The organism is Aeromonas sp. 602396 (assembly GCF_049173735.1).
Taxonomy (GTDB): domain Bacteria; phylum Pseudomonadota; class Gammaproteobacteria; order Enterobacterales; family Aeromonadaceae; genus Aeromonas; species Aeromonas veronii_A.
This window is the reverse complement of record NZ_JAAKSD010000022.1, coordinates 1-17,837: the sequence shown is the minus strand read 5'-3', so window position 1 is coordinate 17,837 and position 17,837 is coordinate 1. Positions and strand designations below refer to the sequence as shown.

Annotated in this window: 18 protein-coding genes; 7 read left to right on the top strand and 11 right to left on the bottom strand. The window is 60.0% G+C overall.

What is annotated here, in order from left to right; genetic code table 11:
- The first annotated feature begins 69 nt into the window (after nucleotides 1-69).
- Together G5229_RS19800 and G5229_RS19795 are read left to right on the top strand one after the other, a co-directional pair.
- Nucleotides 70-1,308 carry a GGDEF domain-containing protein gene (locus G5229_RS19800; protein ID WP_219296629.1) on the top strand — a complete coding sequence of 413 codons (1,239 nt, stop codon included), beginning with the start codon at nucleotides 70-72 and terminating at the stop codon, nucleotides 1,306-1,308.
- Nucleotides 1,308-1,652 (top strand): hypothetical protein, encoded by a 345-nt coding sequence (locus tag G5229_RS19795; protein WP_421207272.1) that lies wholly within the window; start codon nucleotides 1,308-1,310, stop codon nucleotides 1,650-1,652. Before G5229_RS19800 ends, G5229_RS19795 begins: the two co-directional genes overlap by 1 nt.
- Nucleotides 1,653-1,893: 241 nt before the next feature.
- On the opposite strand, the gene G5229_RS19790 is transcribed toward G5229_RS19795, so the two are convergent.
- The 4 genes from G5229_RS19790 to G5229_RS19775 form a co-directional block, all read right to left on the bottom strand.
- Nucleotides 1,894-2,754 (bottom strand): PA4780 family RIO1-like protein kinase, encoded by an 861-nt coding sequence (locus G5229_RS19790; RefSeq protein WP_216978870.1) that lies wholly within the window; start codon nucleotides 2,752-2,754, stop codon nucleotides 1,894-1,896.
- A 195-nt stretch (nucleotides 2,755-2,949) separates the two neighbouring features.
- On the bottom strand, nucleotides 2,950-3,945 hold the full coding sequence (locus G5229_RS19785) for a lauroyl-Kdo(2)-lipid IV(A) myristoyltransferase (RefSeq protein ID WP_216978871.1): 996 nt from the start codon (nucleotides 3,943-3,945) through the stop codon (nucleotides 2,950-2,952).
- Between the two features lie 150 nt (nucleotides 3,946-4,095).
- On the bottom strand, nucleotides 4,096-5,085 hold the full coding sequence (lpxM, locus tag G5229_RS19780; protein ID WP_216953494.1) for a lauroyl-Kdo(2)-lipid IV(A) myristoyltransferase: 990 nt from the start codon (nucleotides 5,083-5,085) through the stop codon (nucleotides 4,096-4,098).
- Nucleotides 5,086-5,340: 255 nt separating this feature from the next.
- Nucleotides 5,341-6,333, bottom strand: coding sequence for a TDT family transporter (locus G5229_RS19775; protein WP_158112510.1), 993 nt, complete (start codon nucleotides 6,331-6,333; stop codon nucleotides 5,341-5,343).
- Between the two features lie 102 nt (nucleotides 6,334-6,435).
- Between G5229_RS19775 and G5229_RS19770 the strand changes: the two genes are divergently transcribed.
- Complete coding sequence (locus tag G5229_RS19770) at nucleotides 6,436-7,341, top strand: LysR substrate-binding domain-containing protein (protein WP_040068074.1); 906 nt, start codon at nucleotides 6,436-6,438, stop codon at nucleotides 7,339-7,341.
- 95 nt (nucleotides 7,342-7,436) lie between these two features.
- On the opposite strand, the gene nfo is transcribed toward G5229_RS19770, so the two are convergent.
- The 5 genes from nfo to G5229_RS19745 all read right to left on the bottom strand — a co-directional run bounded on the left by nfo (nucleotide 7,437) and on the right by G5229_RS19745 (nucleotide 12,862).
- Nucleotides 7,437-8,279, bottom strand: coding sequence for a deoxyribonuclease IV (gene nfo / locus G5229_RS19765; protein ID WP_005333444.1), 843 nt, complete (start codon nucleotides 8,277-8,279; stop codon nucleotides 7,437-7,439).
- Between the two features lie 317 nt (nucleotides 8,280-8,596).
- Nucleotides 8,597-8,926: a YbaB/EbfC family nucleoid-associated protein gene (locus tag G5229_RS19760; RefSeq protein ID WP_005333445.1), complete on the bottom strand. Its 330-nt coding sequence runs from the start codon at nucleotides 8,924-8,926 to the stop codon at nucleotides 8,597-8,599.
- 114 nt (nucleotides 8,927-9,040) lie between these two features.
- Nucleotides 9,041-11,632, bottom strand: a complete 2,592-nt coding sequence (dnaX, locus tag G5229_RS19755; RefSeq protein ID WP_421210156.1) for a DNA polymerase III subunit gamma/tau — start codon at nucleotides 11,630-11,632, stop codon at nucleotides 9,041-9,043.
- A gap of 172 nt (nucleotides 11,633-11,804) precedes the next feature.
- Complete coding sequence (apt, locus tag G5229_RS19750) at nucleotides 11,805-12,350, bottom strand: adenine phosphoribosyltransferase (protein WP_005352403.1); 546 nt, start codon at nucleotides 12,348-12,350, stop codon at nucleotides 11,805-11,807.
- Nucleotides 12,351-12,484: 134 nt separating this feature from the next.
- Nucleotides 12,485-12,862 carry a YbaN family protein gene (locus G5229_RS19745; protein ID WP_064335934.1) on the bottom strand — a complete coding sequence of 126 codons (378 nt, stop codon included), beginning with the start codon at nucleotides 12,860-12,862 and terminating at the stop codon, nucleotides 12,485-12,487.
- Nucleotides 12,863-12,985: 123 nt separating this feature from the next.
- Between G5229_RS19745 and dusC the strand changes: the two genes are divergently transcribed.
- From dusC to G5229_RS19730, 3 genes are all read left to right on the top strand, one after another.
- Nucleotides 12,986-13,930 carry a tRNA dihydrouridine(16) synthase DusC gene (gene dusC, locus G5229_RS19740; protein WP_421210154.1) on the top strand — a complete coding sequence of 315 codons (945 nt, stop codon included), beginning with the start codon at nucleotides 12,986-12,988 and terminating at the stop codon, nucleotides 13,928-13,930.
- 97 nt (nucleotides 13,931-14,027) lie between these two features.
- A complete protein-coding gene (locus tag G5229_RS19735) occupies nucleotides 14,028-14,396 on the top strand; it encodes a TraR/DksA family transcriptional regulator (protein ID WP_421210152.1) in 369 nt (122 codons plus the stop codon).
- 158 nt (nucleotides 14,397-14,554) lie between these two features.
- Nucleotides 14,555-15,262 (top strand): substrate-binding periplasmic protein, encoded by a 708-nt coding sequence (locus G5229_RS19730; RefSeq protein ID WP_421210182.1) that lies wholly within the window; start codon nucleotides 14,555-14,557, stop codon nucleotides 15,260-15,262.
- A 136-nt stretch (nucleotides 15,263-15,398) separates the two neighbouring features.
- Here G5229_RS19730 and yjjG read toward each other — a convergent pair whose 3' ends face one another.
- The gene (gene yjjG, locus G5229_RS19725; RefSeq protein WP_421210150.1) at nucleotides 15,399-16,079 is read right to left on the bottom strand and encodes a pyrimidine 5'-nucleotidase; all 681 of its coding nucleotides are present in this window, start codon (nucleotides 16,077-16,079) and stop codon (nucleotides 15,399-15,401) included.
- Nucleotides 16,080-16,101: 22 nt separating this feature from the next.
- Nucleotides 16,102-17,592, bottom strand: coding sequence for a M17 family metallopeptidase (locus G5229_RS19720; RefSeq protein WP_266135690.1), 1,491 nt, complete (start codon nucleotides 17,590-17,592; stop codon nucleotides 16,102-16,104).
- Between the two features lie 46 nt (nucleotides 17,593-17,638).
- Between G5229_RS19720 and G5229_RS19715 the strand changes: the two genes are divergently transcribed.
- A partial coding sequence (locus G5229_RS19715; RefSeq protein WP_421207280.1) for a hypothetical protein occupies nucleotides 17,639-17,837 on the top strand: 199 nt, incomplete at its 3' end.

The window sequence follows — 17,837 nt, the reverse complement described above, 5'->3', positions numbered from 1 at the left end:
GTGATCCGGCCCAGTCACCCGGCCCTGAGGTCGCTGCGCCGTTCCCGGCAGGAAGAGCCCAAACCCTTGATGCAGAGTCTGTTTTCCTCGGCCCAGTTGCTGAGTCTGGTGCTGTTCGTCAGCCTGTCGCACATCGGGGTCGCGGCCATTTTCGCCTACCTGTGGCATACCCAGCGACAGCTGCGCTCCCTGCTCTACTGGTCGGCCAGCGAACTGGCCATCGCCGCCGCCTTTGGCTGCCTGCTGCTGCGACCCCTTACGGGAGAGATCTCCCTTGCCAATATCCTGCTTACCAATCTGCTGATCATCGCCACCCCGCTACTCTATGAGCGGGGGCTGCGCCACTTCTTCCGGCGCGAGGCCGACCGTTTCGGCTGGCTCTGCCCGCTCCTTGCCCTCGCCGGCTTCCTGCTATTCGCTGTCACCGCCACACAGCTACCGCAGGATGACATACACAGCCGGATCGTGGTGCTATCCGGGGCCATCTCGCTGCAAATGTGCCTGCTGCTGTGGCAGCTCTGGCGCTATCAGCGGTTGGCCCCCGCCTACCGGGTGCTGCGCTTTGCCATCTTGCTGCTTGCGCTGCAACTGGCCCTGCAACTGATCAGGATGGCCAAGCATCAGTGGTGGCCTGAGTCGGCTGCCTCCAGCCTGACCGATCCCCTGCTCGGCCCGGTGATCCTGCTCAGCCTGCTCTTTACCATTGCCCGCAGCTTCATTTTGCTGAGCCTGGTGCACACCCGTCAGCAGCAGGCGCTGCTCGCCACCCAGCGCGAGCTGGAGCGGCGCGCCAACCTGGATGCCCTGACCGGACTGGACAGCAGACACTATTTCGAACACCAGGTGGCCCTGCGTGCCCGCGAGATGGCTAGCCCCGGCCAGCTGCTGCTGATCGATCTGGACAACTTCAAGCAGATCAATGACCGCCACGGTCATCCCGCTGGCGACGCCATGCTGCGGGCGGTGGGACGGGTGATCCGGGAGAGCCTGCCGACGGCGGGGCTAGCCGGGCGCCTTGGCGGCGACGAGCTGGCGCTGCTGGTGATGGAGACTTCGCAAACGCTGCCGGCCTGCTGCCAGACCCTGCAGCAGCGGGTCGCAGACGCCACTCGGTCGCTGGCCGGTGGCCCCATCAGCCTCAGCATAGGGCTCACTTCGCTGCAGCAGGGCGAGAGCTTTGAGCAGGCCTATTCGCGCGCGGATCGGGCACTCTATGCCGCCAAACAGGCTGGCCGCCAGCGCGCCTGCATCCAGGAGCCACACCACAGCGAACCCTGGCCGCTGTGGCCTCTGGCCACCCAGACCTGATGCAACCCCTCATCGAGTGCCGGGCCGCTCGGCTGACCGACGCCCCCGCCTACCGCCGCTACGAGGCCGAATGTGGCGCCGCCGGGTTGCCGCTCTATCAGGTGGCGCAATTCGGCTCGACTCAGTGGCTGCAGGAGTTGCTCGCCCATGCCAATGGCCTGCATCTGCCGCCGGGCTACCTACCGACCACCACCTATTTTGCCCTCGAAGGGGAAGCGCTCCTCGCCACCTTGCGCCTGCGCCACGGCGACAAGCCAAGCCACCCACCAGTGGCTTGGCTATATCGATTACGAGACCATCCCACCCGCCGGGGTGAAGGTGCCGCCCGCATCCTGCTCGGTTGAGTGCAGCGCCATGTGCTCAGCGAACCTGTGCTCATCAGCTGTGACAAGACAAATCCCGCCTCGCTCAAGGTCATTGAAGCTGCAGATGGACAATGGCTGGATCGCCGCTATCATACCGGCGATCTCTGCTGGGTCCGGTTTTACCGGCTGGCCCCGGCCAAGAGGCCAGGGCTGTGCGGCAGACAATAAAAAAGAGCACCACTAGGCGCTCTTTTTCCATTGACCACGGCCACCAACAAGATCAGTAGCTGTCTTCCTCTTCGGCCTTCATCCTGGCCTGACGAGCCAGTGCCTCCTCCTGGGCGCTCTCGATCTCGTGCAATACAGAATCGAGATCCACCTGCTCGCGGCTCTCCTCGAACAAGCCGGTCAACTCGCTGTCGGGGGTCAGTTTGCCATCTTCATACAGGGCCCACATCTCCCGGGCGTAGCGGGTCTTGAGCAGCTCGGGGGCATACATGCCGTAGTAGTTGCGCATGTTGTTGACGTCCCGCTCCAGCATCGCCTTGGCCTGGTTGTTGGCGGCGGCATCCACCACCTGGGGCAGGTCGATAATGACGGGGCCCTGTTCATCCACCAGCACATTGAACTCGGAGAGATCGCCGTGGATAAGACCGGCGCAGAGCATCCTCACCACGTAACGGATCACCTTGGCATGGTCGATGACCGCCTGCTCGGGGGTAAGCGCCACATCGTTGAGGCGCGGCGCGACATTGCCATCCTCATCGGTGATAAGTTCCATCAAGAGGACGCCATCGAGGCAGACATAGGGCTGCGGCACCCGCACACCGGCCGCCGCCAGCTTGAACAGGGCGTCGACCTCGGTGTTCTGCCACACCTCTTCATGCTGTTTGCGGCCGTACTTGGAGCCCTTCTCCATGGCGCGAGCATCGCGACTGCCGCGCACCTTGCGGCCTTCCTGATAGACCACGGCCTGCTTGAAGCTGCGCTTGGACGCTTCTTTATAGACTTTGGCGCAGCGGATCTCGTCGCCGCAGCGCACCACATAGACGTCGGCCTCTTTGCCGCTCATCAGCCGGCTGATGACGTCATCGACCAGGCCGTCATCCACCAGGGGTTGGATTCGATTTGGAATTTTCATGGCCGCCCTTTTACCCTATTTCCGCTCTCGAAGATAGCTCCGCGCACGCTCACTTGCCTCTCCCTGTCATAAGACACCCTGTTATCCTCTGTTTGCGCTGTTTTTGTCCACCCGTTCGCCTTAAAAACCACCCGCAACAGACCAAATACGAAAGGCTCCTCTGCCAACAAAATTGGCCCGCATGCGGGCCAATTTTCAAGGTTCGGGCGGCAAGCCCTGACGAATACGCTGGATCCCCGCTTCATAGAGTCCGTCATCCCCCTCCTGATGCTCCAGGGTTTCAAAGATCTTGAGAAACCACATGTACTGCTCGGGATGGCGCGCCACCTGCATCTCCACCACCCGGTTCATGGCGTTGACGTCTGCCAGCAGATCGGCGGTGGGATAAGGGTCAAACGGCGGCTCGATCTCCAGCAGATAGCATCCCTCATCCTCGTCATAGCTGGCGAAGATGGGCACGGCTCTGGCACCAGTCAGTTTCACCAGCTTGGGCAACGCTGGCAGGGTTGCTTTGGGACGACCGAAGAAGGGAACAAACACGCTCGCCTCACGGCCGTGATCCTGATCCGGCAGATAAAAAAAACTGGCGCCAGCGCGGATCGACTTGATCGCCGGCTTGATACCGACACTGCGCTCATAGACCTTGCCCCCTTTGGCCCGCTCGCGGTTGATGTACCAGTCAAAAACCTGATCTTTCGGGCTCTTCATCATGGTGCACATCTCGATGCCCATCATGGAGAAGTAGCGGCCAATCATGTCGACCGCCCAGGTATGAGGCACCACCAGGATCACCGGACGGCCCGCAGCTTGCTCCGCTTGCACATGCTCCCAGCCGCTCACCTTGACGCGGCGGGTCAGGCGCGCCTTGCTGCGCCAACTGAGCTCGCCAAAGCCCATAAAGGTCTTGAGCCCGACCCGGATCGATTTGAGCAGCAGCGCCTGACGTGCGGCGGCATCCAGCGTTGGAAAGCAGATCTTGAGGTTGGTATCGGCAATATAGGCCTGCTTTTTCGAAAAACGCAGCAGGGTCGGTGAGACCAGATCGGCAAAGCGATCCCGCAACCTCGCAGGAGTAAATGCCAGCAGGGAGAGCAGGCCCAGTGCGAACCAGCTGCCCCACCATTTGGGATGCAGCAGGCGGCTATGAAATGAGGTATCAAATACCGGATCTAACGCAGACATGGCGACCATCAAGTCATCAAAAACAAGCGGTTATTGTAATTATCCTGACATTTTTTTCTACCCTGAGGAGGCTTGCTATCGACCTGCAAGGCACAGATCAGACTAGTTATCATAAAAAATGGCCCACCTGGGGCCATTTCAATCAATCTTAATTCAGGGTCAGCCGTGGGGCGACAATCCCTTGCGGATCCGCTGGATCCCCGCCTCGTAGAGGCCATCCGGCCCCTCCTGATCTTCACGGGTATCGAAGATCTTGAGGAACCACATGTACTGGCCCGGATGGCGCGTCAGCTGCTGTTGCACCATATCGTTCATCCGACAGGTATCGGCCATCACATCCTCGGTGGGATAGTTGTCAAACGGGGCATCTATCTCAAGCCGGTAACAGTGGTTCGCTTCGTCATAGCAGGCGAGCAGCGGCACCGCCTTGGCGCCGCTGACCTGAACCAGACGGGGCAAGGCTGGCAGGGTCGCCTTGGGGTGGCCGAAGAAGGGAGCAAAGATGCTCTTCTCGCGACCGTGATCCTGATCCGGCAGGTAGAAGAAGCTGCGACCACTCTTGATGGTTCTGATCACCGCCTTGATCCCGGCGCTGCGCTCGTAAACGCGGCAACCGTTTTTGGCCCGTGCACGGTTGAGGTGCCAGTCAAACACCGGATTGCGTGCCCGTTTCATCATGGTGCACATGGGCACCCCGCGCTGGGTGAAGCAGTAACCGGCGGCATCCACCGGCCAGGTATGGGGCACCACCAGGATCACCGGACGACCGGCAGCCCGCTCCGCCTCGATATGCTCCCAACCGATCACCTGCATCCGGCTCATCAGATAACGCTGACTGCGCATGGTGAACTCGCCAAATCCCAACAGACTCTTGAGGCCGACCCGGATCGAGGTCAGTGCAATGGCATCCCGCTCTTCCGGGCTCTTGTCCGGGAAGCAGATCTCCAGATTGGTTCTGGCGATATAGATCTGTTTTTTCGAGATACGAAACACCAGCGGTGCCAAGGCTTCGGCCAAACGGTCGCGCAATCGCACCGGCACAAAGGCCAGCAGCATCAGCACACCGAGCGCCAGCCAGCTGAACCAGTAGCGGGGATGCAGAAAACGGGCTTCAAAAGAGGAGTCAAATACGGGATCTTGGGACGACATGTATCGGGGTCGAGCGAAAAAGTGGTGCTGCATTGTAGTCGTCCTGACAGGTAATACCAGTTAAATCCATGTCAAATAGCCCGCCACTGGCGCCACATCAAAAAACCATAAAAAAATGCCCCGCACTGCGGGGCATTTTGCTCGTTACACAACCAGGGTGGAGGCTCTTTGTCCATCCATCGTATGACTGGTCGTTTATCCCGTCGCTCTCGGAGCGCACTGCTTATCCATTTCCCGATGTCACATCATCAAGGTTTATCGGTGAGCCCCTTGGCGAGCCATGCCGTTATTCATTTCGGTATTACGCTGCGGCAGAAAAAACATCAGGTAACGCAGTGCCACATACCCGACGATCACGGTAGCCACCCCCAGCTCGAAGTGAGCCAGCAGTCTGATCTGCTCGACGTAGTGACTCCCTTGCGCAAACCCTTCAACCAGATGAGCCACTTTGAACAGAGCGGTGGCACCGATCACCAGCGGGAAGGTGAAGGCGGCATAACCCGGCGAGAAGGGCAGACGCAGCAGTTTGATGAAGGCCAGATAGATGATGCCGGTCATCAGGATGGCGATCCCCAACAGCACGGCCACCAGCAGCAGTGACGGCTCCTGACTGACAGTCAGGTAACCGGCCAGAGAGAGGCTGGCAGGGGCAGCCAGAATGGCAATGGTCGGTTTGGCGGCATCCGGCACTTCATGGCTGAAGATCAGGCGGTAGAGCATCAGCGGCAGCATCAAGCCGTAGCAGATGATCCCGAACCAGAGCAGACCGTTGGCCAGCGGGGCAAACTGACCACCCGGGAAGGCGACGTCAGCCACGATGATCCCCACCGGCGGCACGAACCAGCTCGGCACCATGTGGTGGATTTCAAACTCTTTGGCGCGATGCCAGATAAAGGTGGCCAGGAACAGCAGATGAACCGCCACGGCAAACAGCCAGAGGGCCTCGCCCGCTTGCGGCGCAATCATACCGAGCGCTTTGGAGACCACCATGGTGCCCATGGCATAGGTCGGTACCACACTGCCCACCACGGGGTGAGCGAGATCCAGCAACAGCAGGCGGGGGTGAAGCAGAAACTTGAAGGTCAGGATCACTAGCAGCACGGCCGCAATGGCAGCACCCAGCAGTTGCATCCGGCCATCGAAGTGACCGGCATTTTCCCAACACCAACCAAGGCTGGCGATGCCCAGCGCCAGACCCGCCATGGGGGTTGGGGCGGCAGCCAGTGATTTACGGGTTCTTGCGATCATGATGACACCTTTCTATTGATGACTATGGCGATAGGATAATGGTCCCTTATCGTTTACGATATCTAAATGAATTAAATCAATCATTCAGGAAAACCAAACACGATGAAACTGACCCTGCAGCAGCTGAAAGTGTTCGCCACCATTGCCCGTTATGGAAACCTTGGCCTTGCCGCCAACGAGCTCTGCCTGAGCAAGGGGGCCGTCTCCCAGTCGCTACAGGAGCTGGAGCGCCAGCTCTCCACCCCGTTGTTTGACCGCATTCACCCCAGATTGCAGCTCAACAACGAGGGGCGCCTGCTGCAACCGGCCGCCGAAGAGCTGCTGACACGGATGCAAGATATCGAGAACCTGTTCAGCCCCGATGCCGAGCCGAGCGGCCAACTGCGCCTTGGTGCCAGCCAGACCATCGGCAACTACCTGCTCCCCACCCTGCTCGCCAGCAGCAAACAGGAGCTGGGGCTCCCCCCCAAGGTGACCATCAACAACACTCACCTGCTCTGCCATGCGTTGGCCAACTTCGAGCTGGATATGGCACTGATCGAGGGGGAGAACCACCACCCCGACCTGCTCGCCGAACCCTGGCTGCAGGACGAGATGCTGGTGGTGGCCCCACCCGGTCACCCGCTTGCCAACAAGAAGGAGCTCTCCCTCTCCCGTCTGGGGGGCGAAACCTGGGTATTGCGTGAAGCACAATCGGGCAGCCGCGAGCAATTTATCCAGCAGATCCAGCCCGAGCTGCCCCGCTGGCAACCAGGGCTTGAACTCAACACCCTGGAGGCGGTGATGCTGGCGGTGGAGAAGGGGCTTGGTATCTCCTTTATCTCCCGGCTGGCAGCCTCGGATCGCCTGGCAGATGGGCGGCTGATCGCCCTGCCCCTCTCCCGCCGCTTCCCGCGCCAGCTCTCCCTTATCTGGCACAAGCAGAAGTACCACTCCACCTCCCTGCGCCACTTTATCCACTTCTGCCGGGCTCAGGTGAAGGATGCCGAGGTGAGCCGCGCAGAGTAACGCGCGCTCGGAGCGCCGCTGACAGGCCCGCCCGCTAATGATGGAAAAAGCAGAGAGGGAGCCACGGCTCCCTCTCTTTGATTCGCTTCTGAGTATCACTTCGCCAGACTGCGCAACCAGCTGATCTCCTCGCCCCAGATGGACTCGTCTATGGTCTCGAGGATCAGCGGAATGCGATCGAAGCGATCATCATTCATGATGTGGTGGAAAACAGCCTCCCCCAGATTGCCCTCCCGCAAGCTGTGGTGGCGATCGACCCGGCTGCCGAAGGTGCACTTGGCGCCGTTGATATGCATCCCCTTGAGATAATGAAAACCCACCGTGCGGTCGAACTCGGCAAAGACGGCAGCGCAGCTCTCGGCGGTGCGCAAATCGTAGCCAGCGGCAAAGGCGTGGCAGGTATCGAAACAGATCCCGACCCGGCTCTTGTCCTCCACCCCCTCGATGATGGTGGCGAGGTGCTCGAACGACCAGCCGAGGTTGGTCCCCTGCCCGGCGGTATTCTCGATCACCGCCGTCACCCCTTCACTTCGCTCCAGCGCCCAGTTGATGGACTCGCTCACCAGCTTGAGGCTGGCAGCCTCTGGGATCTGCTTGAGATGGCTACCGGGGTGGAAGTTCAGATAGCAAAGCCCCAGCTGCTCGCAGCGCTTCATCTCATCGAGAAACGCATCGCGGGATTTGGCCAGACCATCGGGATCCGGGTGGCCCAGATTGATGAGGTAACTGTCGTGGGGCAGGATCTGCTCCGGCAGAAAACCGGCCTTGTCACAGGCCGCCTTGAAGGCGCGGATGGTGGCATCCGACAAGGGGGCGGCCTGCCACTGACGTTGATTCTTGGTAAAGAGGGCAAACGCGTTGGCCCCGATGGCCTGGGCGCGGGCGATGGTATTCTCCACCCCGCCGGCCGCACTGACGTGGGCTCCGATATATTTCATACAATCTCCTCGATACGGCAAGCCGCCATTATGCCGATCCCGCCCGGCCACGCAAAACCGGGATATCCGATAGCGGGTATCGACAAATAGCGCCACCTTGGCAAGGCGGCTGCGTTTCATGGCTCAATCGGCCTTCGCTGTGGCAACCTCTCCGCAGAAGGGATAGTTAGAGCCCGTCCACGCCAGCATGGCGCCCATAAAAAACGCAGCGTATCGCCTGAGCAATAACGCTGCGTCTTTGGGTCTCTCGGCCGTCCCCCTTGCCGTGGCCCGAATGGCCAGCGACAAGGGAGCAAGAATGCGCGGGGAGAGTCGCCTTAGAACGGCATCTTGAAGCCTGGCGGCAGTTGCATGCCACCGGTCAGCTCGCCCATCTTGGCCTTGTTCTGCTCTTCCACACGACGCACGGCATCGTTACAAGCGGCGGCGACCAGATCTTCCAGCAGCTCCTTGTCATCTTCCATCAGGGAGGGGTCGATCTCGATGCGACGGACGCTGTGGCTACCGGTCATGGTGACCTTGACCATGCCAGCACCGGCTTCACCGGTCACTTCCATCTGAGCCAGCTGCTCCTGCGCCTTCTGCATACGCTCTTGCATCTGTTGGGCCTGTTTCATCAGGTTCCCCATTCCACCTTTACCAAACATATGTCGTCTCTCGTCTTGAAATCCGGCATCCAGCGCCGGGCTGTGGGCTTGTCTGTCCTAGATGGGGACAGCCAAACTGCTTTTCAACCGGAAGCAAGCTCCCGGCCACGGAATTTAGCGGTTGAGGGGCTCGATGCTCTCGTGATGGAGCACGGCACCAAACCGCTGAACTAAAAACTGTACGTTGGGATCCTGCTCCAGATCCCGGGTCACCTGCTCGCGCACCCCGAGATAAAGGCGATGTTCGATCTCGAGGGGGGTCTCCTGGTCAGGCACCACGCCGAGCGTCACCTCGACCTGCACCGGTTGACCCAGCGCTGGCCCGATGATCTCGGCCAGATCGGCGCGCGCCTTGTCGCTCACCAGATGGCGCTGCTCGGGCTTGAGGGTTAGCAGTACCTTGTCCCCTTCCCGCGTCATCACCGAGTTGATGGCCAGCTGGCGCAGCCGCCCTCCCACCTGAGTGTGAGCGATCAACTCGGCCCAAGGGTCGCCGCAACCATTGAGCAGCGAGGAGGGGATAAGGCGAGTCGCCTCTCCCTCTTGCGGCTCGCTGTCGCTCTCGAGCTCATCCCAGTCGATGGTCTCCATCACCGGCTGAACGGGCTCATCCTGCGTCACAGGGGTAGCAGCCACCGCCGTGGTGGCAACGGGTGGCTGGGTCGCTGGGGCAGGCGTCACCGCAGGCGCCGCAGCGCTGCGCTCGCCGGGTCGATAGCTCGGCTGCCCGTCGAGATCCCAGGGGGGCAGATCGGTTGGCTGGGCCGGTGCCGTGACAGGGGCGTGGCTCATCACCTGAGTCTGCTCGGCAAAGCCCTGATTGAGGTACTCCTCGTATTCCCCGTTGTCACCCTGCGGCTCGTAACCGTCGCCATAGAGATCCACCGGCGGCAGATCATCATAGTGACCCATCGCCGCCATCCCCTGCCCGACCGATTGGCTGACCGGAGCAGGTTGTTGGGTGACGGCCGGTGCAGCAGCGGGCGCAACAGGGCGAGCTGGCGCAACCGGCACCGCGCGCGGCGCGGGCGCCGCCGGGGCATCCTGACCACGCTGGCGGCTGCGCAGCATGTTTCGCTTGCCAAGCAGGCTTTGCATGCTCGACACCGCCGAAACAGCTTCAGGAGCGGTAACCGGCGCAATTGTCGGTTCGAGCGCGGGCTCGAAGGGGGCAGTCAGCGACTCGCCACGGGAATGGTCCGCGTAGGCTGCGGCAGAAGCTTGTTCATCAGCATCTGCGGGCTGTGCAGCTGAGTGCGCAGACACATCGGGTTGCGCATGGGTCAACGCGGGCTCGGGTTGATACCCCATGCCTGCGGCTTCACGCAGCAGTTCATCCTGCTGGCTGAACAGCTCGGCGGCTTTTGCCTCCTCCTCGCTGTCGGCGGGGTTGCCGATGTCATCCACCATCGCAGGCAGGGAGACATCAACAGCGGGCACGGCACTGTTAGCAACAGGGCTGGCTAGCGGTGCAGGCACGGCGCCGCTGATCGGTGCCAGTGCGGCCGATTCAGCGGCCGGGCGCTTTCCCGGCAAGGAGGCTACCGGCGTGGCACTGCTCGCCGCACTGCTCGTCATTGACGGGGGCAACGCGGTGAGGCTGGCCGGATACAGGGCATCGCGCCTTGGCGAGAAGGCGAGCATCCGCAGGCAGGTCATCTCCAGCGCAGTGCGGCCATCGGGGGCCCAGGGCAGATCTTTACGGCCACCCAGCACGATCTGGTAGCAGAGCTGCACCTCTTCCGGGCTCATCGCCTTGGCCAGTTGCAGCAGGGAATCGGCATCCGCCCCCTGCTCCTGCACGCTGGCAGGCAGCAGCTGCGCCATGGCGATGCGATGGAGCAAGCCTTCCAGCTCGGCGTGGAGCTGATCAAAATCGGGGCCCAGGGTGGCGATCTCGGTGATCTTGGCCATGGTCGCGGGGGCATCTTGCCGCAAAATGGCTTCCAGCAGCTGGTGCAGATGGCGGTGATCGAGCGTGCCCAGCATCGCCAGCACACTCTCGAGGCGCACGCTACCATTGCCGTGGGCCAGCGCCTGATCGGTCAGGCTCAGGGCATCTCGCATACTGCCGTCGGCGGCTTTGGCCAGGGCCAGCAGGGCGCGTGGTTCGAAGGGCTGCCCCTCCTGATCCAGCACCCATTCGAGCTGCTTGGCGATCTGGGTCTGATCCAGACTCTTCAGATGAAACTGCAGGCAGCGCGAGAGAATGGTAATGGGCAACTTCTGCGGATCCGTGGTGGCCAGCAGAAACTTCACATAGGGGGGCGGCTCTTCCAGGGTTTTCAGCAGCGCGTTGAAGCTGTGGCGCGACAACATGTGCACTTCATCGATGAGGTAGACCTTGAAGCGGCCGCGGGCCGGACGGTACTGCACGTTGTCGAGCAGCTCGCGGGTATCTTCCACCTTGGTGCGGGACGCCGCGTCAATCTCCAGCAGGTCGACAAAGTTGCCCTGATCGATCTCGCGGCAGGTATCACAGACGCCGCATGGGTGGCTGCTGATCCCCTGCTCGCAGTTGAGGCTCTTGGCCAGAATACGGGCGATGGTGGTCTTGCCGACCCCGCGGGTACCGCTCAGCAGATAGGCGTGATGCAGCCGTCCCTGATCCAGGGCGTTGGTCAAGGCGGTCAGCACATGTTGCTGGCCTACCACTTGTTCAAACGTATGGGGGCGCCATTTACGCGCCAGAACCTGATAGCTCATAAATCCATCATGCAGGGAAGACAGGGCATTGAGGCCGGATGCTAACACAAATGGCGGGCTGGCTGTATCGGCTATCGGTCAGAGCGGGAGGGATCGCTTGATTTTCAAACCGATGCCCGCAAGGGCACCGGTTCAATGCAGGCCCGATGCAGAGGATCGGGCCGAAGAGGCATTACTCGCCGGCCAGCTCGACCAGTGAGACTACCTTGATGCCAGCAGCAGTCAGGCGGGCATCGCCACCCAGAGACGGCAGGGAGATGATGAAGGCCGCATCGGCAACTTCACCACCGGCACGGCGGATCAGCTTGACGGTCGCATCAACGGTACCACCGGTCGCCAGCAGATCGTCCACGACCAGCACCTTGTCACCAGGCACGATGGCATCGGTGTGCAGTTGCAGGGTGTCAGTGCCGTACTCGAGGGCATAGGACTCCTCGATCACTTCGCGCGGCAGCTTGCCCGGCTTGCGGACCGGTACGAAGCCCAGCCCCATGGCATAGGCAACCGGCGCGCCAAAGATGAAGCCGCGAGCTTCGGTGCCAACAATCTTGGTGATCCCTTGATCACGATAATGATTGGCCAGCAGATCGATGGTGGCCTTGAAGGCCTCGGCATTCTCGATCAGGCTGGTGATGTCACGAAACAGAATGCCCGGCTTCGGATAGTCGGGAATGGTCTTGATGCTTGCTTCGATAAATTTCAGGGTTTCCGGATTCATGTGTTGACCGCTTATTTTTTTGACCCAGGGGTGGCCATTTTTTCTCAATTCCCTTCTGCGGGAAATAAAAAAGCCTGTCACGCAAAAATGACAGGCCGACTCCATAGCATTATTGCTGCAATAGCTTAGGGACTTCACTTCACCATTGCAACTGGCTCCAGCACCGGCAGACGCATTAACCAGGTGAGCAGGATCACCATTATGATAACCAGCAACCCCTTGACCCACAGCAGTGGCACCACCGCCAGCGACACCGAAAAGGTGAGCAAAATGAAGATAATGGCGCGCCGTCTGGCCTGACGACGAATGCCGCGATACTGTTGCCAATCCACGATGGGCGGGCCAAACCAGGGATGGGTCAACAGCCAGCGATGAAAACGGGGCGACGAGCGGGCAAACAGGGCGGCAGCCAGCAACATGAAGGGGGTAGTCGGCAAGAGCGGCAGCACAATGCCCACAATACCAGTGGCAAATGCCAGCCACCCGAGCGCCATCAGACACCAACGCTTCATTCCTTCTCCTTGCGTGATTTATCTCCCTCTAGCCTAACAGAGTTTGAGCGGGTGCTGACAGCGGGCCGCAACCCCACTACAATCTGCGCTCTTTTTTCTCCCCACTCTCGTCGGAAAGCCGTTATGCGCGTTATTTTGGCCCCCATGCAGGGGGTACTGGATCACCTGATGCGGGAGGTACTCACCTCCGTCAATGATTACGATCTCTGCGTGAGCGAGTTTATCCGGGTCGTCGATCAGCTGCTGCCCGCCAAGGTGTTCTACCGCCTCTGCCCTGAACTGCTGCAAGATGGCAAAACCCGCGCAGGCACCCCGGTGCGGGTACAACTGCTGGGGCAACACCCCGAGTGGCTGGCCGAGAACGCCGTGCGCGCCATCGAGCTGGGCTCCCCCGGGGTCGATCTCAACTTCGGCTGTCCCGCCCCTACGGTCAACAAGAGCAAGGGCGGTGCGGTGCTGCTCAAAGAGCCCGAGACCATCTACCGCATCGTCAAGGCGGTGCGCGAGGCGGTGCCCGCCCATCTGCCGGTGAGCGCCAAAATTCGCCTCGGTTACGACGACAAGGATCTCTATCTGGAGAACGCCCAGGCGGTCTTCCAGGGGGGCGCCAACGAGCTGGCCGTTCATGCCCGCACCAAGCGCGAAGGCTACAAGGCACCCGCCCACTGGGAGTATGTGGATGCCATTCGCCGCGCCCTGCCCATCCCCGTCACCGCCAACGGCGAGATTTGGGATCATAAAGATGCCCTCGCCTGCGCCCGCGTCTCCGGCTGCAATGCCCTGATGGTCGGGCGCGGCGCCATCTCCCTGCCCAATCTGGCCAACGTGATGAAAACCGGCTGCCCGCACATGAGCTGGGCCGAGGTACTGCAGTTGATGGTGAGCTATACCGAGCAGGATCTGGCCAGCGAAAAAGCTGACTACTACCCCAGCCGCATCAAACAGTGGTTCAGCTATCTCAAGCGGGAATATCCCGAAGCGGACCTGCTGTTTCAGGAGATCCGGGTGCTCAAAGAGACGGATCCCATCCGCGATGCCCTGCTGCAAGCAGCCAAAAGCCACGGCTAACCACGTTTAACTTGACGCATATCATCTTGATAGAGTTATCGGATCCCTATACTGCCCCGAATCTGTCGTCTGTCCTGTGGGGGATAATGTGTGTGAAATGACGCATGCACAGTTGACTGTCTGGCGTAATCGCCTGCTGTCAGACTGGGCCCAAGTACGAGAAACGCTGATCGGTCAGCTTAAAGCTTGCCGCCGTGACGAGTGGGCCGAACAGGTCGGTCACTGCGAGCAGGATCAACTGGTGGAACTGACCAGCCGGCTGGATCTGCCGAAGGTTGAGCAGAGCGTGGCCCGCCTCAAGCGGATCGATGCGGCACTCTGTCAGATGGATCTTGGCCTCTATGGCCTCTGCTCCGATTGTGAAGAGCCGCTTTCCATCGAACAGCTGGAACAGGATCCGACCCTGCAACGCTGCCCGCGCTGCGAAGCCCGCTATCGCAAGGGATTCCACGCCCACGAACTGTGATGGATGCACCTCTGTGCATCCACTCACCCCTCTTCTCTACTGGTTAGTCCGTCATTCCTGTCCAATACTCAACCCTATCAGCCGATCCGGGGGGATAAGGTGTGTACAGAGTCTTGCTGATATGGTGTTTATGCTGCCAAGCAATAGCACAAGAGCCCCTGGTTGTAGGCTGGACAGAGTGGCAACCCTTCAGTTTTCGCGATAAGCAGCAACAGTTGCGGGGGCTGGACGTTGAGCTGGTCCACGCCATCTTCCAGCGAGCCGGTTATCAGGCCAGATTCAGCGAAATGCCTTGGTCTAGGGTGCTTCATGAACTGCGTTTTGGCACGGTACAACTTGCCATGTCTGCCAATATCACCACCGAACGACAACAATATGCGCGATTCACCCATCCCTACCGGGAAGAGCAGGCCGTTATTATTATCCGCCGGCAGGATGAGCAACGCTGGCGCGACATTACCTCGCTGGCATCGCTGCGCGAACGAGCTGACTTCAATATTGGTGTACTCAAGAATTTTGATTACGGCAATGCCTTTCGCCAGCTGATGACCGAACCCGAAATGCAACCACGCCTGCAGATACGCCTGAGGCTGGATCAGCTGTTGAAGATGCTACGGGCTGGGCGAGTTCAGGGGCTCGTGCTAGACCCCCACGGGATGCAGGGGTTGAGTGATGATGGAGATATACTTTCCGAATTCAAGATCCAGCTGCCGCTCGAGCAGACACCAGTACACCTGATGCTGAGCAAAGAGAGCACCACAGAGGCGCAACTGCACCGGATCAATCAGGCCATCCATCAGTTGAAACAGAGCCCCGACTATCAGCAGATCCTCGACCGCTACCAGTTCAGATCACTGCAACCATAACAAAACACTCAATGAGCAAGGGGAGCATCCGCTCCCCTTGCCGTCTCAAGCAAACCCTATCTTGTCTCAAACTAACCTTGTTGCGACTTGCCAAGACGATTTGGCCACCGATGACATGATGGGTTACCTCTGCCCGTCAGCATCCCAGCACAATGTCAGCAAGATGGGCAAAGTGGTGGATCTCGTGGGTCGCATCGCATTCGCCCGAGTGCCGCCTCGGGTTATACCAGCAGGTGGCCAATCCCTGTGACGCAGCCCCGGCAATATCAGTTTTCGGATTGTCCCCCACCATTAGCACTCTGGCCGGATCCGGCTTCCCCATCAGGGAGAGGGTGTGCTGGAAAATAGCCGGCGCCGGCTTGGTCACCCGGATCTCGTCAGAGATCACCAGGGGCTCGAACCACTCGCTCCAGCCCAGTTTTCCAAGTCTGCCACGTTGGGGGACGCTGAAACCATTGGTGATGATCCCCATCCGCACCTTGCTGCGCAATTGCTGCAGGGTCTCGACCACCCCTTCGAGGGGCATGCTCAGGGCGACAATCTGCTCCAGAAAGGTGTTGTTCATCTCCATGGGGTCGGCGGCAACTTGCTGGGCAAAGAGGGAGAAGCGGGTCTGCTGCAGCACTGTCGCATCGATCTCGCCATCGTTGTACTGCTGCCAGAGCTCATGGTTGATAGCGTGGTACTGCGCCATGCTGGCGTCATCGGCCTCCACACCATAGATCTGCAGAGTTTGCGCCAGCGCGGCGGTGACCGGGAAATCGAGCAGGGTTTCATCCAGATCGAACAGCACCCAGTCATAGCTTGGTTGTTTCACAGAAATCCTTTTATCAGTCAGATTATTCGGAAGCTGAGTGCCCCACTCGACCGAGTGGGCCAGCCAGCAGATCCAGCGTGAACCGCACACCAAAGCCGGTCACTTCGCTGGAGACCACCCCATTGCCCCCCTTGTTGCGAAAACCGCTCAGGTCGAAGTGCAGCCAGGGCGTCTGCTCGGGGATAAAATGGGCAAGAAAGCGGGCCGCATCAATGTGATCCGGCGAACTGCCTGGTGCACACTGCAACAGATCGGCCCACTCGCTCTCGATATTTTCATCGTAATCCTCATCGAGCGGAAAGGGCCAGACTCGTTCACCGCTGTGCTGACCCAGCTTGACCAGCGATGCCAGCCATTCGTGGCGATTGGTAAAGACGCCGCTATAGCGACTGCCCAGTGCCCGCTTGCAAGCGCCGGTCAGAGTCGCATAATCGATCAGCAGATCCGGGGTATCCTGCGCCGCCATCGTCAGAGTATCGGCCAGCACCATTCGTCCCTCCGCATCGGTATCCACCACTTCGATGGTGAGACCATTCATCGCTGTCACCACTTCACCCGGACGATAAGCCTGGGGACCGATATGATTCTCGGCAATCGCCAACCAGCAGTGAACCTCATAGGGCAGCTGAGCCCGACTGATGGCATAAAGGGTACCCAACGCCACCGCACTGCCCCCCATATCGAGATGCATGCCATACATGCTGCCGGATACCTTGAGGTTATAGCCACCTGAGTCATGGCAGATCCCCTTGCCCACCAACGCAATGCGGCGTACCGGCTTGGACGGGTAGTAGCTGAGCTTGACCATGGCCCCCTGATTATCTTCCGAACCGCGGGCTACCGCCAAAAAAGCCCCCGCTCCCAGCTCGGCCAGCTGCGCCTGATCGTAGTGATGGCACTGCCAACCTTCATCCTGAGCCAGCTGGCTGACGAACTCGCGATAGCTGGCCGCAGTCAGCTCCGAGGCGGGTAACACCGCCAAATGACGAGCCAGCCCATTGCCCCCTGCTTCGCTGTAGATACGAGCGAGATCCAGCACTACAGCAGGAGAGACCGACACATGCTGATAGTTCCAGCCACTTTCGCTACGGCTTTTGCTGGTCGGCAACGGTAGATTGGCGGCCAACAGAGCCGACAACATCAATTCAGCCAGCATCACCCGCTCTGAGGGGGAGAACCCCTCCAGATGCAGCCCGAGCCGCTCTACCTTGAGCCCGGAGAGCGGGGCTATCCAACCTCTGACCTGCTTATAAAGACGGTGATCCCGCGTCACATTGCCGGTCACCAATATGACCAGCAACAGGGTGGAACCATGCATCAGGGTGAAAGGTGCTTTTTGCCCAAGCGCCAACTGGGTGTTGATCCCCGACAGGGCCGGTAGCGACAGCAATGCCTCCTTTTGCTCTTCGGCGATCAGCAGCAGTTGCAATGGCAAGCCCTGTGAAAGGGTCTCGGTCAGCGTGGCATCCCGGCTTTCAATAGCAGGAGGAAGATAGGTAAAAGGAGTGATCACAGGCGCGTGCCTCATCCATGAAGAGATATCTGATGATACCTAACAAATGGTCGAGACGACCAGTTATGGTCTTGAAAAAGCGCAGGAAACAGCATTAATCGCCATCGGTTGCATACCCGATGGAGATATATTCAATGTAATGAGGGGGAAAAGAAGAAAACTATCAGGAAGTTGGTTGCGGGGGCCGGATTTGAACCGACGACCTTCGGGTTATGAGCCCGACGAGCTACCGAGCTGCTCCACCC